We start from the raw sequence: 13,652 nt of genomic DNA, 5'->3' as shown, positions 1-13,652 counted from the left end.
TCACACCGCCTTTGCCAATTCGTGCCGCGACATCAATTCGCTCGCCAGGTTTCGATAGGCCACCGCCCCGCGCGAGCTGCTGTCATAGTTTAGCACCGGCATCGCGTAGGAAGGCGCCTCGGAGACCCGCACGTTCCGGGGAATCATCGTACGGAAAACCAGCTCACCCAAGGTCGCGCGCGCATCCGCCTCCACCTGCTGCGAGAGATTGTTCCGCACGTCATACATTGTGAGAACGATCCCTTCTATCCGCAGGTTTCGATTTGCGCTGAGCCGGATCTCCCGGATCGTCAGCATCAGCTGCGAAAGCCCTTCGAGCGCGAAGAATTCCGCCTGAAGCGGCACCAGCACCGAATGCGATGCGACCATCGCGTTGATGGTCAGCAGGCTAAGGCTAGGCGGGCAGTCGATCAATATATAGTCGAAGCCATAGGTATCGACATCAGGATGTCGTAGTGCGTCATGCAGAAGAAAGCTGCGCTTTTCGGTCGAAACGAGCTCCATATCGGCCGAGGACAGGTCCGTTGTCGCTGGACAGAGGTAAAGACCGTCGATTTCCGTCTTGTGCAAGACTGACGAAACCGGCGCATCCTCGATCAGAAGATCATAGGTCGTCAGTTCGCGGTCATCAGGTTCGATTCCGAGCCCCGTCGACGCGTTCCCCTGCGGATCCAGGTCGATAAGAAGCACCTTCCGCCCGGCCTCGACGAGCCCGGCAGCGAGGTTGATCGCCGTTGTCGTCTTGCCCACGCCGCCCTTCTGGTTCGCAATCGCAATAATTTTCGGTTCGTTTGCGCGAATTGGGTCAGACACGCTCGGCTCCGTGGATTTTCAGGACAACACTGTTTGGATCGCTGAGGCTTTCGATCGCCTCGTGGTCAAAGGACCAGCTTTCCCGCGCCTGCGCAAGTTCTTCCTGCCAGCGTGCGCCTTTCGGAAAGAGAGCCGTCCCGTCCGGCTTCAGATGTGGCGCGGTGAATTCCAACAATTTTGGCAGGCTAGCGAGAGCACGGGCAGAAACGACGTCCGCGTCCAGCGGAGCGATTTCTTCGATTCTCTGCGCGATAACGCGGGTATTGAGCGACAATTCGCGACTGACCGTCGACAGAAAAGCAGATTTGCGAAGATCCGACTCGACGAGAACCACTTGCCTCTCGGGCTTTTTTTCTGCTGACAAAACCGCGATCATCAGGCCGGGAAACCCTCCCCCTGCCCCGAAATCCGCCCATATCTGCGCATTTTCAGGCGCCATCGCGAATATTTGGGCCGAATCGAGGAAGTGGCGCGACCACATATCCTCCAAGGTCGATTTCGCGACGAGGTTGATCGCCGGGTTCCATTTCTTCAGGAGGACTTCGTAGGCTAGGAGCTTATCCAGTGTTTCACGTGAAACATCGAATCGCTCCGCAAACTCCTCGGCTTCGGGCGTCGTCATGCAGAGCGTTCCCGCTTTGACTGCCGCAGGCGCGCTAAGATCAAGGTTAGCGCAGCCGGCGTCACTCCATCTATACGCCCCGCCTGACCTAAAGTCTTGGGCATCGCGCGCTGAAGCTTCCCCTTCAGCTCGTTCGAAAGCCCTTGCAAAGAATCGAAATCGAAATCTTCGGGGATTTCCCAGCCCTCATCGCGCTTGAGAGAGGCCGCGTCGACCTCCTGACGCGCCACGTAATTCGCGTAAAGCGCATCGATCGACAATTGCCGCGCGGCATCTTCGGAAAGATTTTTCAGTTCCGGAAGCGCCTCCTGCAATGCGGGCATTGTGATATCCGGGAAGGACAAGAGATCGAACGCCGTCCGGCGAGTCCCATCCTCGTTAACCTTGAAACCCTTCTCCTTCGCTTCCTTCGGCGTAAGCGAAATCGACCGCAATAATTCGCCGCCAGCCGCAAGCTCGGCGGATTTCTTTTCAAACTGCGCACGGCGCGCTTCGCCAACGCAGCCAATCTCGATCCCCATCCCGGTCAGACGTTGGTCGGCGTTATCAGCCCGCAGCGACAGGCGGAATTCGGCGCGCGAGGTAAACATCCGGTAAGGTTCGGTAACGCCGCGTGAGGTCAGGTCGTCAATCATCACGCCGATATAGCTTGAGGTCCGGCTGAATTGCACCGGTTCGCCCGACTTGGCGGAAGACGCCGCATTCAACCCCGCGACCAAACCTTGGGCGGCGGCTTCCTCATATCCTGTGGTTCCGTTTATCTGTCCCGCAAGATATAGGCCGGGCACGGCGCGCAACTGCAGCGTGCCGTCCAGTGCCCGCGGATCGACATAGTCATATTCGATCGCGTAACCGGGTTGCAGAATCTTCGCCTTTTCCAGACCGAAGATCGAATGGACGTAATCTTCCTGAACATCGACAGGTAGCGAAGTCGAAATTCCGTTCGGATAGACCGTGTCGTCGTCCAGCCCTTCCGGTTCAAGAAAGATCTGATGCGAATCCTTGTCGGCAAAACGGACGACCTTGTCTTCGATAGACGGGCAATAGCGAGGGCCAACCCCAGAAATATGCCCGCCATACATTGCTGAGCGGTCGAGATTGCCCCGGATGATGTCGTGAGTCCGCCCATTCGTATGGGTGATCCCGCAGGAGATCTGCCGCACTTCGGGCGACCGGTTAAGGAAGGAAAACATCACCGGATCGTCATCGCCCGGCTGGCTCTCCAATTTTTCCCAAGCGATCGTCTTCCCATCCAGCCGCGGCGGCGTACCGGTTTTCAGACGGCCCATCGGCAGCTCCATCGCATAAAGCCGCTCTGCGAGTGCACGCGACGGCCTATCCCCGATGCGACCTCCTGGACGCTGCTGATCGCCGATATGAATCACGCCATTCAGGAACGTTCCCGAAGTCAGGATCGCCGAATGACAGCTAAGCGCTACACCATCTGCAAGCATCACGCCGGTCACACGACCGCCTTTGACGCTCAGGTCGGTCACTTCCCCTTCGATCACCTCAAGATTGGGTTGCGCCGCAGTCACCCTCTGGGCGGCCTCACGGTAGAGTTTACGATCCGCCTGAGCGCGGGGACCCTGCACCGCTGGCCCTTTACGTCTGTTAAGAAGGCGAAATTGAATCCCAGCCGCATCGGCGAGCCGCCCCATAACGCCATCCATCGCGTCGATCTCGCGCACCAAATGGCCTTTTCCAAGCCCACCAATCGCGGGATTGCACGACATTACCCCGATCGCATCAGCGCGCAGGGTCACCAAGGCCACCTGCACGCCCATCCGGGCGGCCGCGTGGGCTGCCTCGGTTCCGGCGTGCCCGCCTCCGATCACGATGACGTCGTAATGTTTCACGTGAAACACTCCTTACTTTCCGATGCAGAAGCTCGAGAAAATCTCGTCCAACAGGTTCTCGACATCCACCCGCCCGAGCAACGCTTCCAGCGCCCAAGCTGCTTGGCGCAGTGATTCCGCTGCCAGCTCGCTCCGGTCGGACCCGCGCAATACCTCATCTCGCGCCGATTCCAAAGCCCCGAATGCACGTTGCATTGCAACCCGGTGTCGCTCGCGCGTCATCACACCGGCACCCTCACCAAGCCCGGACAGCCTTTCTTCGATTGCGGAGATAAGTTCTGCCAGACCTGCTCCTGTTTTCCCGGACACGTTCAGCCCGTCATGCTCGGCGATATCCGATTTGCCATGCACCACCAGATCGCCCGGTTCCGGCGCGATCAGCGGTACTTCTTCGCCGTCGAGCAGGAACACGCGCAGGTCGGATTGCCGGGCGCGTTCCAGAGCCCGCTCCACCCCGATCGCTTCCACGACATCGTCGGTTTCGCGCAGGCCAGCGGTGTCGAGCAAGGTCACCGCCTGCCCGCCGATCTCCATTCGCACCTCGATGACGTCGCGCGTCGTGCCTGCGACTTCAGAGGTGATGGCCGCTTCGCGCCCTGCGAGCGCGTTGAGTAAGGTTGATTTCCCGGCATTCGGACGCCCGACAATCGCGACCTCAAACCCTTCGCGGATCCGTTCTGCCGCACCAATCCGGCGTAATTCATCGCGAATTCCGGCTGTGACCGCGTCGATCAGCTCCAACACCTCGGGCGAAACATCGACCGGAACTTCCTCATCAGCGAAGTCGATCGTCGCCTCGACCAATGCCCCCGCCCGGATCAGTTTCGCCCGCCAATCCTCTACCAGAGCGCCAACCGCGCCTGACAAAACCTTCAACGCTTGTTTGCGCTGCGCCTCTGTCTCAGCCTCGATCAGATCGGAAAGTCCTTCGACCTGTGCCAGATCGAGCCGTTCGTTCTCTAACGCCCGCCGGGTAAATTCACCAGGTTCCGCAAGCCGCAACCCGTCGATCTGTCCAAGCGCACGCAAGACAGCCGAGACCGTCGCGATCGCCCCGTGGATATGCAGTTCCGCGACCTCCTCGCCGGTAAAGCTGGCCCCATTCTCAAAGCACAGCACCACCGCCTCGTCGAGTTCCTCACCCGCGAGCCGCAGCCTGCGCAGCCCGGCGATGCGCGGTTCCGGCAAGGTTCCCGCCAGTTCCCGCGCCGCAAACCAGGCTTGCGGTCCTGAAATACGAATGACGGCCACGCCCGCTTTTCCGCGGGCCGTGGCCAGAGCATAGATCGTGTCCATAGCAATCCTCTTCCGAGCGGAAGATAGGACGGCCTCAGCCGTTCATCGAGTCGAAGAATTCCGAGTTCGTCTTGGTCTGCTTGAGCTTCGAGATCAGGAACTCGATCGCATCGGTCGTACCCATCGGATTCAGGATGCGGCGCAGAAGGTACGTTTTCTGAAGATCCTTCTGGTCGACGAGCAGATCCTCTTTCCGGGTGCCGGATTTGAGGATGTCCATCGCCGGGAAGACACGCTTGTCGGCAACCTTGCGGTCCAGCACAATCTCCGAGTTACCGGTGCCCTTGAATTCTTCGAAGATGACCTCGTCCATCCGCGAGCCGGTATCGATCAGCGCGGTCGCGATAATGGTCAGCGAGCCGCCCTCTTCGATGTTCCGCGCAGCCCCGAAGAACCGCTTCGGACGCTGCAGCGCGTTCGCATCGACACCACCGGTGAGCACCTTGCCCGAGCTTGGCACGACGGTGTTGAAGGCGCGGCCCAAGCGGGTAATCGAATCCAGCAAAATAACGACATCGCGCTTATGCTCGACAAGGCGCTTGGCCTTTTCGATGACCATATCGGACACCGCAACGTGGCGCGTCGCCGGTTCATCGAAGGTCGAAGAGATCACCTCGCCCTTCACCGAACGCTGCATGTCGGTGACCTCTTCCGGTCGTTCGTCGATCAGCAGAACGATCAGGTAGCATTCCGGGTGGTTACGCTCGATCGACGTCGCGATGTTCTGCAGCAGAACCGTCTTACCGGTCCGCGGCGGGGCGACGATCAGCGAACGCTGGCCTTTCCCGATCGGCGCGACGAGGTCGATGATCCGGGCCGAACGGTCCTTGATCGTCGGATCCTCGATTTCCATCTTCAGGCGCTCATCGGGATAGAGCGGCGTGAGGTTGTCGAAAGCGACCTTGTGGCGCGCCCTCTCCGGCTCCTCGAAGTTGATCCTCTCAACCTTCGTTAACGCGAAATACCGCTCGTTCTCGCCGGGCGCGCGGATCACGCCTTCGACGGTATCGCCGGTGCGCAGGCTGTGCTGGCGGATCATGTCGGGCGAGACGTAGATATCGTCGGGACCCGGCAGATAGTTCGCCTCGGTCGAACGCAGGAAGCCGAAACCATCCTGCAGAACTTCGAGGACGCCATCGCCACCGATGACCCAATCATCCTCGGCATGCTCCTTCAGGATCGAGAACATCATCTCGCCCTTGCGCATGGTCGAGGCGTTTTCGATCTCCCATTCTTCGGCCAGCGCCAGAAGTTCCTTCGGGCTCTTGGCTTTCAAGTCGGAGAGATTGAGGCGTTCATCGCTCATCGGATTACCTGCAGCTGGCGCCTCACCAGAGCGATGGGCGCAAAGATTCGTCTTGTCTCAGAAAAACCGGTCGGCCAGGACGGCCGGGGCTTGGCGAGGCAGATAAGCGCAAAGCGTCGCTGAGTCAACGAAAGTCAGAATTTCACGATCACCGACGCGACGATAACGATCATGAAGATCGTCGGGATCTCGTTCATCATACGGTAGTAGCGCCCGCTGCGGTTCGCCCTGCCCTCTGCAAGCGCCTTGCGTTCCCTCGCGCACCACATGTGGAACCATGTCATGCCCAGAACGGCCGCAGCCTTGGTCCACGGCCAGACGCTCGACCAATCGACGATGCCCGGCGTGAAGACGAGCATCAGACCGAAAAGCCAGCTCGCGATCATCCCCGGGTTCATGATGGCCTTGAGAAGAAGCCGTTCCTGGTGCCGGAACAGAAGCTCCTGATCGCTATCGCGCACCATGCCCGCCTTGTTCAGCCCCTCGACGTGGTAAACGTAAAGCCGCGGCAAATAAAACAAGGCCGCCATCCATGTGATGATCGCCATCACGTGGAGCGCTTTGATCCACAAATACCAAGTGCTCAGGAAATCGGTCATCTCGCCTCCGGCTGACAGCTGCCATCATCTTCAAAAAAGATTCTTTAAAGAAAAAGATGATGATGATGTAGGGCCTGTTGATGATGTGGATTAACACTTTATCAAGAGTTTCTCCACAGGCGGAAAACATCTGGTGGGAAGGAATCTTTCGGCTGGCTAGTTTCTCCTAAAACATTGATACTGCGTGCTTATGTCTCGAAGAGTCTCAACGTCATCCTGTGGATAACTCTTTGGAGAAAATTGTGAAGTCCCCACCGTGTCCCCAACGGCTCGAATCCGAATTCCACAGGTGGACAAGTTTCGTAAATCTGCCATGAAACGTGCCGATCCGGTGGAGTAATCCGCCGATCCGCGTTATGCCCAATTCGACCCCGAGACTTCTGCGCCTGCTTATCCACAAGTTCATGAACATCCTCCTTGCCTCCGCTTCAGAAATCCGCGCGCAGCTTCTGCGCAACGCCGGTCTGTCGGTGACGGTCGCGCCCGCGCGCATTGACGAGGACACGATCAGGCGGAGTTTGGAGGCCGAAGAGGCAAAGCCGCGCGATGTCGCGGACCTTCTCGCCGAGATGAAGGCTGCGAAACTGTCGGCGCGCCATCCCGGAGAACTGGTGGTCGGCGCGGATCAGGTTCTGGAGCTTAAAGGCACGGTCTTGTCGAAGCCGGAGACACCGGAGGACGCGAAATCGCAGTTGCGTGCCCTCTCCGGCCAAACCCACAAACTGCTTTCCGCGATGGTTGCGATCCGGGATGGCGAGCCGCTTTGGCGTCATGTGGGCGAAGTGCGTCTGACGATGCATGAGCTTACTGCGCCCTTCATCGACGATTACGTCGCCCGGAACTGGGAGAGCATCCGCTGGTCCGTGGGCAGCTACAAGCTCGAGGAGGAAGGCGTGCGTCTTTTCTCCCGTGTCCAAGGCGATTATTTTGCTGTCCTGGGCCTTCCCTTGATCGAATTCCTTAACTGGCTTCATGCCCGAGGAGATTTCACGACATGACGGATCATCCGCGCATTCCCCTCGCTGGCGTCATCGGATCGCCGGTCGCGCATTCGCGCTCGCCGCTTCTATTCCGCACATGGTTTGCAGAATACGGGATCGAAGGGTTCTATGTTCCGATGGATGTGGCCAGTGACGATCTGGAAACCGTGCTTCGGACCTTGCCCAAGGCGGGGTTCGTCGGCACGAATGTGACGATCCCGCACAAGATCCGCGCGCTCGAGATTGCCGATGTCATCTCCGATCGCGCGGCCCTTATCGGCGCTGCGAATACCTTGGTGTTCCGCCCGGATGGCAAGATTTACGCAGATAATACAGATGGTTACGGTTTCATCGCTAATCTGAGGCAGAATGCCCCGAACTGGGACCCGAAGTCTGGCCCGGCTGCCGTTCTCGGCGCAGGCGGGGCCGCGCGCGCCATCGTCGCTTCGCTTCTGGAAAGCGGAGCGCCGGAAATCCGTATCTCGAACCGGACGCGGGCGCGCGCCGATGCGCTGCGTCAGGAATTCGGGGCGCGTCTGGTCGTTTACGATTGGGTGCGGGCGGGCAATATGCTCGAAGATGCGGCGACGGTGGTGAACACGACGTCGCTCGGTATGATAGGCAAGTCGGAGTTTCGCGTTCCGCTCGATGCATTGCGTCCCAGCGCGACTTGCTGTGATCTCGTGTATACACCCCTTAAGACCAAATTTCTCACCGAGGCCGAAGACGCGGGATGCACCGTGGTCGACGGGCTTGGCATGCTCTTGCATCAAGCCGTCCCGGGATTTGAGCGTTGGTTCGGCCAGCGCCCGGAAGTCGGCGAAACCGTCCGCAACGCGGTGCTCGGGGGATGAGCAAGCCTTTCCTGCTCGGTCTGACCGGCTCCATCGGGATGGGGAAATCCACGACCGCCGCGATGTTCGCCGAGGCCGGCGTGCCCGTGTGGGATGCGGATCAGACGGTGCATGATCTCTATGCGAAGGATGGTGCGGCCGTTGCGCCGATCGCCGCCGCTTTTCCCTCTGCGATCAAGGCGGGCGCAGTGGATCGGGTGGAGCTGAAAAAACTGCTCGCGAACGACAAAACGGCTCTAAACCGCGTTGAAGAGATCGTTCACCCACTCACGACGGCCTCTCGTAGCCAGTTCATCGCGGATCACTCAGAGGCGGATCTGATCCTCCTCGACATCCCTCTTTTGTTCGAAACCGGGGCTGATGCTGCTTGCGATGCCACTCTTGTCGTTTCCGCGCCGGCGGAGGTTCAGCGCGCGCGCGTCCTGGAGCGGCCGGAGATGACCGAGGCGCAGCTCGATTTCATCCTGTCGCGACAGATGCCGGACGCAGAGAAACGCCGCCGCGCGACCTTCATCATCGAAACCGTCGATCTTGAGCAGACCCGCCAAGATGTGCGAAACCTGATCGCGCAGATCAGGGGTGAGCAAAATGCGTGAAATCGTTCTCGATACCGAAACCACAGGTTTCGAGCCGGAAGACGGCGATCGGATCGTCGAGATCGGCGCGGTTGAGCTGTTCAATCACATGCCCACCGGTAACACCTATCACCAATACATTAACCCCGAGCGCTCGATGCCGCAGGAAGCCTTCCAAGTGCATGGATTGGGCGACGAATTCCTGTCGGACAAGCCCAAATTCGCCCAGATCGGCCTCGATTTCCTGAATTTCATCGGCACGGACTCGGTCCTCGTGATCCACAACGCCAAGTTCGACATGAAATTTCTGAATGCCGAGCTTCGCTGGGCCGGAATGCCTCTGATCCCGGATGAACGCGCGCTCGATACGCTCGCGATGGCACGGCGTAGATTTCCTGGCTCGCCCGCGACGCTCGACGCGCTCTGCCGTCGTTTCGGCATCGACAACTCGTCGCGGACTTTGCACGGCGCGCTGCTCGACAGTGAGATTTTGGCTGAGGTTTACCTTGAGCTGATTGGCGGTCGGCAGCCGGGCTTTGGACTGCAACCCGTTGAAACCGGTCAGAAATTGCAAGCCGGCGCAAATCAAAACTGGCGTCCGAAGCCCCGTCCGGAGCCCCTGCCCCCACGTTTGACTGCTGAAGAAGCAGAAGCCCATGCTGCCTTTGTCGCCAAGCTGGGAGAAGCGGCGATCTGGAACCGTTACGACTGACGTCGGCGCCTTTTCTATCAAAATAAACAAGTTTCCCATTTAACCGAGCGTCAACCTCCCTTAAATCGGGGGCTTCTTAGGGAGAGAGCGGGAGTACCGTCCATGCTGGACCTGACTGAAATGCGTGCCACGCTGGCCGAGACCTATGATCTTGCGCCGTCCATCGAGCTGGCCGAGGAAATGCACGAGATCCACGCAAAGATGGATCGCGTTATCCCCCTTCCGGATTTCGCGCGTTACGCGCCGTATATCCGCGCAATCAACCAGTTGAAGAGAGAGAAGAACGCGGTAATTCTTGCTCACAACTACATGACGCCGGAAATCTACCACGGCGTGGCAGATGTAGTAGGTGATAGTCTGCAGCTTGCTATCGAAGCGACCAAAGTTCAGGCGGGCACGATCGTCCAATGCGGTGTGCACTTCATGGCCGAAACGTCAAAAATCCTGAACCCGGCCAAGACCGTCCTGATCCCAGATATGAAAGCCGGCTGCTCGCTGGCGGAGTCGATCACCGCTGACGGCATTGCGGAGATGCGCTCGAAATACCCGGGCGCGCCCGTGGTAAGCTACGTTAACACAACAGCCGAGGTGAAAGCCGCGTCCGACATCTGCTGCACCTCGTCCAACGCCGCGCAGATCGTGCGTGCGATGGAGAGTGACACGGTCATCATGACCCCGGATCAGTACCTTGCGCAGAACGTGGCGAACGAGGTTCCCGAGAAGAATGTGGTTTGGTGGGAAGGTTCGTGCATCGTCCACGAGCAGTACACTGCCAAGGATATCAGTGACTTCCGCGCGATGCACCCAAATACCCGGATCATCGCGCACCCGGAATGCCCGCCGGATGTTGTCGCGGCCTCCGATTTCTCGGGCTCGACGTCGGGGATCATTAAATACGTCGAAACCAACAAGCCAAAAGAGGCCATGTTGGTGACGGAATGCTCTATGGCATCCAACATCGCCGACGCGCTACCGGAAGTAGATTTTGTGGGTCCGTGCAATATGTGCCCCTACATGAAGAAAATCACGCTCGAAAAAATCCTGTGGTCGCTGCATACCGGGACCGAGGAAGTGATCGTCGACCCGCAGATTGCCGAGAAAGCGCGCGTCGCGGTCGAGCGGATGATCGAACTCTCCCGGACGCTGGCGAAGTGATCGAAACGCAGCGGATCGTCATCGTCGGCGCGGGCTTGGGCGCACTTTACGCGGCCCTAAGCCTCGCGCCCCGCCCCGTTCTCATCATCTCGCCGGAAACTCTGGGCGAAGGCGCATCATCGGCTTGGGCCCAGGGGGGTGTCGCGGCGGCGATGTCGGTCAGCGACACGCCTGCGGCGCATGCACGCGACACGATGATCGCCGGAGCAGGCACTGTTTCACCGCAAATCGCCCATTTGGTCACCGAAGAAGCACGTCAGCACATCCTCGCATTGACCGAACTCGGAACGCCCTTCGATCGCGATCTCGAGGGCGACTACGTGATGTCGCGCGAGGCAGCGCACAGTCACGCGCGGGTCGTCCGGGTGAAAGGCGATCAGGCGGGTCGCGAGATCATGCAGACTCTCGTCGCGGCAGTCCGGCAGGCACCCTCGGTTCAGGTTCTCGAAGGCGTCCTGGCCACGTATCTGGAGACCGAAGACGACCGCGTGACCGGCGTGTGGATCGAACGCGCATTTGAGCCTTCGGGGCCCGTTCTGATCAAAAGCCCGGCGGTTTTGCTTGCGGGCGGCGGGTCCGGCGGGCTGTTTTCCGTTACGACAAACCCGCCTCGGATCCGTGGGCAGGTCATCGGGATGGCTGCGCGCGCTGGCGCGCGGATCGCCGATCCGGAATTCGTACAGTTCCACCCGACCGCGATCGCCAGTGGCGAAGACCCTGCCCCGCTCGCGACCGAAGCGCTGCGCGGTGAAGGTGCAATACTCGTTAACGCGGATGGCGAGCGCTTCATGCTCTCCGTTCATCCCGACGCGGAGCTTGCTCCGCGCGATATTGTGGCGCGGGCGGTTTACCTGGAGCGACAGGCCGGGCGCGAACCCGCTTTGGATACGCGTGCAGCCCTAGGGGCCGAAGTCCTGACCCGCTTCCCCGCCGTTGCCGAAGCCTGCGAACGGGCCGGAATAGACCCTGTTTCCGGCGTCATCCCCGTTGCGCCGGCCGCACATTATCATATGGGCGGAGTGGATACCGATACGGAGGGACGCAGTTCGCTCGACCGGCTCTGGGTTTGCGGCGAGGCCTCGTCGACCGGGCTGCATGGCGCGAACCGTCTAGCGTCGAACGGGTTGCTTGAGGCTTTGGTTTTCGCACGGATTTGCGCTGTCGGTATCGCTGCTGAGCTTGGAGATATCGCCGACGCTGAGCCGGTAACCCCCGCGTTTCCCGACGGCGATGTCCCGGTGAACGAGGCAGCCGTGCAGGTGCTGCGCAACGCGATGACCGATGGTGTCGGTGTCGTGCGCGATGCGGAGGGATTGAAGGCGGCCCTGCGCGTCATTGCGAAGATTGAGGCTGAGGCCCGCACGGAAACGATGCGGAACATGACCGCTACGGCCACGTTGATCGCTGCAGCGGCGCTTGCGCGCCAAGAGAGCCGCGGCGGCCATTTCCGTTCCGATTTTCCGGACATGGACCCAAAATTGGCGAAAAGAACGAAAATCACGCTGGAGGAGGCGCTGAAAATTCGCGCCGCAGCCCTGGAGGACTGATATGTTGCCCGATTTGCTGATCGAACCGATTGTCCGCGCCGCGCTGGTCGAAGACCTTTCGCCGATGGGCGACGCGACGACGAAGGCGGTGATTCCGGCGGGCAAGACCTATTCCGCGCGACTGAAAGCGCGGGAAGATGGCGTCGCTTCAGGGATGCAGGTCGCGGCGATGGCGTTTCGACTGATCGATCCGACGTTGCGCGTCTCGATACTGATCGCGGATGGTAAACCGTGCCAAGCCGGGGAGACCTTGCTGACGGTCGATGGCTCGGCCGCCTCGATCCTGATGGCGGAGCGGGTGGCGCTGAATTTCGCGGGACGCCTCAGCGGGATTGCCACGAAAACCGCGAGCTTCGTCGCGAAAACCGAAGGCACGAAGGCGCGTATCACTTGCACCCGGAAGACCACCCCGGGTCTACGCGCGCTCGAGAAAGCAGCGGTGACCCATGGTGGCGGTTTCAACCATCGTTACGGCCTGTCGGACGCGATCCTGATCAAGGATAACCATATTGCGGCCGCCGGGAGCGTGCGCGCGGTGCTCGAAGCGGCGAAAGCGGCGCGCAGTCACATGATGCGGATCGAGCTGGAAGTCGACACGCTGCGCCAGATGGAAGAGGCGCTGAAAATCGGTGGCGCCGATGTCATCCTGCTCGACAATATGGACAGCGCGGAGCTGCGTGCGGCCGTGGCGCTTAATGCGGGCCGCGTCGTACTGGAAGCCTCGGGGAACATGACGCTCGAGCGGATTGCCGAAGTGGCAGCGACCGGCGTGGATTACATCTCTTCCGGTGCGCTCACCCATTCGGCGCGGACGCTCGATCTGGGCCTCGATTTCTAAGAATTCAGCCGAGATAGTCTCTGAATTCGGCGCGAACGGCCTCGTAGACCGAGCGTTTGAAGGGGACGATCTTCTCGACCAGTTCGTCGAAGGGCATCCACTGCCAGACCGAGAATTCGGGATGGTCGGTGTCGATGCGCACCTGATCGTCGGAGCCGAGGAAGCGCATCAGGAACCATTTCTGCTCCTGCCCGCGCCAGCGACCGTTCCAGATTTTCGGCACAAGATCGTGCGGCAGGTCGTAGCGTACCCAACCGGAGGTTTTCGCGACGATTTCGACGAGATCGGGGTTCACCCCGGTTTCTTCTTCCAACTCGCGCAGTGCGGCTTCTTTCGGCTTTTCACCCTTGTCGATCCCGCCCTGCGGCATCTGCCAGGCCGGTCCAGGATTGTCGATGCGCTGGCCCGCGAAGACGAGGCCCGCGGGGTTCATCAGAACGACGCCGACATTGCGGCGGTAAGGAAGTTTAACGATTTCTTCGGGAGTCATATGAAA

At 59.9% G+C, this 13,652-nt stretch carries 14 protein-coding genes; 7 read left to right on the top strand and 7 right to left on the bottom strand.

Annotation, left to right across the window (positions count from 1 at the left end; all coding sequences use genetic code 11):
- From BMG03_RS01975 to BMG03_RS01950, 6 genes are all read right to left on the bottom strand, one after another.
- On the bottom strand, positions 1–813 hold the full coding sequence (locus tag BMG03_RS01975) for a ParA family protein (RefSeq protein WP_075776728.1): 813 nt from the start codon (positions 811–813) through the stop codon (positions 1–3).
- Positions 806–1,435 (bottom strand): 16S rRNA (guanine(527)-N(7))-methyltransferase RsmG, encoded by a 630-nt coding sequence (gene rsmG / locus BMG03_RS01970; RefSeq protein ID WP_075776729.1) that lies wholly within the window; start codon positions 1,433–1,435, stop codon positions 806–808. Before rsmG ends, BMG03_RS01975 begins: the two co-directional genes overlap by 8 nt.
- A complete protein-coding gene (gene mnmG, locus BMG03_RS01965) occupies positions 1,432–3,294 on the bottom strand; it encodes a tRNA uridine-5-carboxymethylaminomethyl(34) synthesis enzyme MnmG (protein ID WP_075776730.1) in 1,863 nt (620 codons plus the stop codon). The genes rsmG and mnmG overlap by 4 nt, the downstream gene beginning before the upstream one ends.
- Before the next feature lie 12 nt (positions 3,295–3,306).
- Entirely contained in the window at positions 3,307–4,590 is a 1,284-nt protein-coding gene (mnmE, locus tag BMG03_RS01960; protein WP_075776731.1) for a tRNA uridine-5-carboxymethylaminomethyl(34) synthesis GTPase MnmE, read from the bottom strand.
- Between the two features lie 34 nt (positions 4,591–4,624).
- Positions 4,625–5,896, bottom strand: a complete 1,272-nt coding sequence (rho, locus tag BMG03_RS01955; RefSeq protein WP_075776732.1) for a transcription termination factor Rho — start codon at positions 5,894–5,896, stop codon at positions 4,625–4,627.
- A gap of 134 nt (positions 5,897–6,030) precedes the next feature.
- Positions 6,031–6,495, bottom strand: a complete 465-nt coding sequence (locus BMG03_RS01950; RefSeq protein ID WP_075776733.1) for a CopD family protein — start codon at positions 6,493–6,495, stop codon at positions 6,031–6,033.
- Positions 6,496–6,851: 356 nt separating this feature from the next.
- On the opposite strand from BMG03_RS01950, the gene BMG03_RS01945 reads away from it, so the two are divergent.
- The 7 genes from BMG03_RS01945 to nadC all read left to right on the top strand — a co-directional run bounded on the left by BMG03_RS01945 (position 6,852) and on the right by nadC (position 13,156).
- A complete protein-coding gene (locus BMG03_RS01945; RefSeq protein WP_233243065.1) occupies positions 6,852–7,493 on the top strand; it encodes a Maf family protein in 642 nt (213 codons plus the stop codon).
- Positions 7,490–8,329 (top strand): shikimate dehydrogenase, encoded by an 840-nt coding sequence (locus BMG03_RS01940; protein WP_075776734.1) that lies wholly within the window; start codon positions 7,490–7,492, stop codon positions 8,327–8,329. Before BMG03_RS01945 ends, BMG03_RS01940 begins: the two co-directional genes overlap by 4 nt.
- Positions 8,326–8,925, top strand: a complete 600-nt coding sequence (gene coaE / locus BMG03_RS01935; RefSeq protein ID WP_075776735.1) for a dephospho-CoA kinase — start codon at positions 8,326–8,328, stop codon at positions 8,923–8,925. Before BMG03_RS01940 ends, coaE begins: the two co-directional genes overlap by 4 nt.
- Entirely contained in the window at positions 8,918–9,616 is a 699-nt protein-coding gene (gene dnaQ, locus BMG03_RS01930; protein ID WP_075776736.1) for a DNA polymerase III subunit epsilon, read from the top strand. Before coaE ends, dnaQ begins: the two co-directional genes overlap by 8 nt.
- A gap of 102 nt (positions 9,617–9,718) precedes the next feature.
- Entirely contained in the window at positions 9,719–10,771 is a 1,053-nt protein-coding gene (gene nadA / locus BMG03_RS01925; RefSeq protein ID WP_075776737.1) for a quinolinate synthase NadA, read from the top strand.
- Positions 10,768–12,318, top strand: coding sequence for an L-aspartate oxidase (locus BMG03_RS01920; RefSeq protein WP_075776738.1), 1,551 nt, complete (start codon positions 10,768–10,770; stop codon positions 12,316–12,318). Before nadA ends, BMG03_RS01920 begins: the two co-directional genes overlap by 4 nt.
- Position 12,319: 1 nt before the next feature.
- A complete protein-coding gene (gene nadC / locus BMG03_RS01915) occupies positions 12,320–13,156 on the top strand; it encodes a carboxylating nicotinate-nucleotide diphosphorylase (protein ID WP_075776739.1) in 837 nt (278 codons plus the stop codon).
- Positions 13,157–13,160: 4 nt separating this feature from the next.
- On the opposite strand, the gene BMG03_RS01910 is transcribed toward nadC, so the two are convergent.
- Positions 13,161–13,646: an RNA pyrophosphohydrolase gene (locus tag BMG03_RS01910; protein ID WP_075776740.1), complete on the bottom strand. Its 486-nt coding sequence runs from the start codon at positions 13,644–13,646 to the stop codon at positions 13,161–13,163.
- Positions 13,647–13,652 lie beyond the last annotated feature (6 nt).

The sequence above is a fragment of the Thioclava nitratireducens genome (assembly GCF_001940525.2).
GTDB classification, from domain to species: Bacteria; Pseudomonadota; Alphaproteobacteria; order Rhodobacterales; family Rhodobacteraceae; genus Thioclava; species Thioclava nitratireducens.
This window is presented reverse-complemented; position numbering and strand designations above follow the sequence as displayed.

Bases quoted from the DNA above. Each gene is read 5' to 3' on its own strand.
- rsmG (WP_075776729.1), bottom strand. From the start codon at position 1,435: ATGACGACGCCCGAAGCCGAGGAGTTTGCGGAGCGATTCGATGTTTCA.
- mnmE (WP_075776731.1), bottom strand. From the start codon at position 4,590: ATGGACACGATCTATGCTCTGGCCACGGCCCGCGGAAAAGCGGGCGTG.
- rho (WP_075776732.1), bottom strand. From the start codon at position 5,896: ATGAGCGATGAACGCCTCAATCTCTCCGACTTGAAAGCCAAGAGCCCG.
- BMG03_RS01950 (WP_075776733.1), bottom strand. From the start codon at position 6,495: ATGACCGATTTCCTGAGCACTTGGTATTTGTGGATCAAAGCGCTCCAC.
- BMG03_RS01945 (WP_233243065.1), top strand. From the start codon at position 6,852: ATGCCCAATTCGACCCCGAGACTTCTGCGCCTGCTTATCCACAAGTTC.
- BMG03_RS01940 (WP_075776734.1), top strand. From the start codon at position 7,490: ATGACGGATCATCCGCGCATTCCCCTCGCTGGCGTCATCGGATCGCCG.
- coaE (WP_075776735.1), top strand. From the start codon at position 8,326: ATGAGCAAGCCTTTCCTGCTCGGTCTGACCGGCTCCATCGGGATGGGG.
- dnaQ (WP_075776736.1), top strand. From the start codon at position 8,918: ATGCGTGAAATCGTTCTCGATACCGAAACCACAGGTTTCGAGCCGGAA.
- nadA (WP_075776737.1), top strand. From the start codon at position 9,719: ATGCTGGACCTGACTGAAATGCGTGCCACGCTGGCCGAGACCTATGAT.
- nadC (WP_075776739.1), top strand. From the start codon at position 12,320: ATGTTGCCCGATTTGCTGATCGAACCGATTGTCCGCGCCGCGCTGGTC.
- BMG03_RS01910 (WP_075776740.1), bottom strand. From the start codon at position 13,646: ATGACTCCCGAAGAAATCGTTAAACTTCCTTACCGCCGCAATGTCGGC.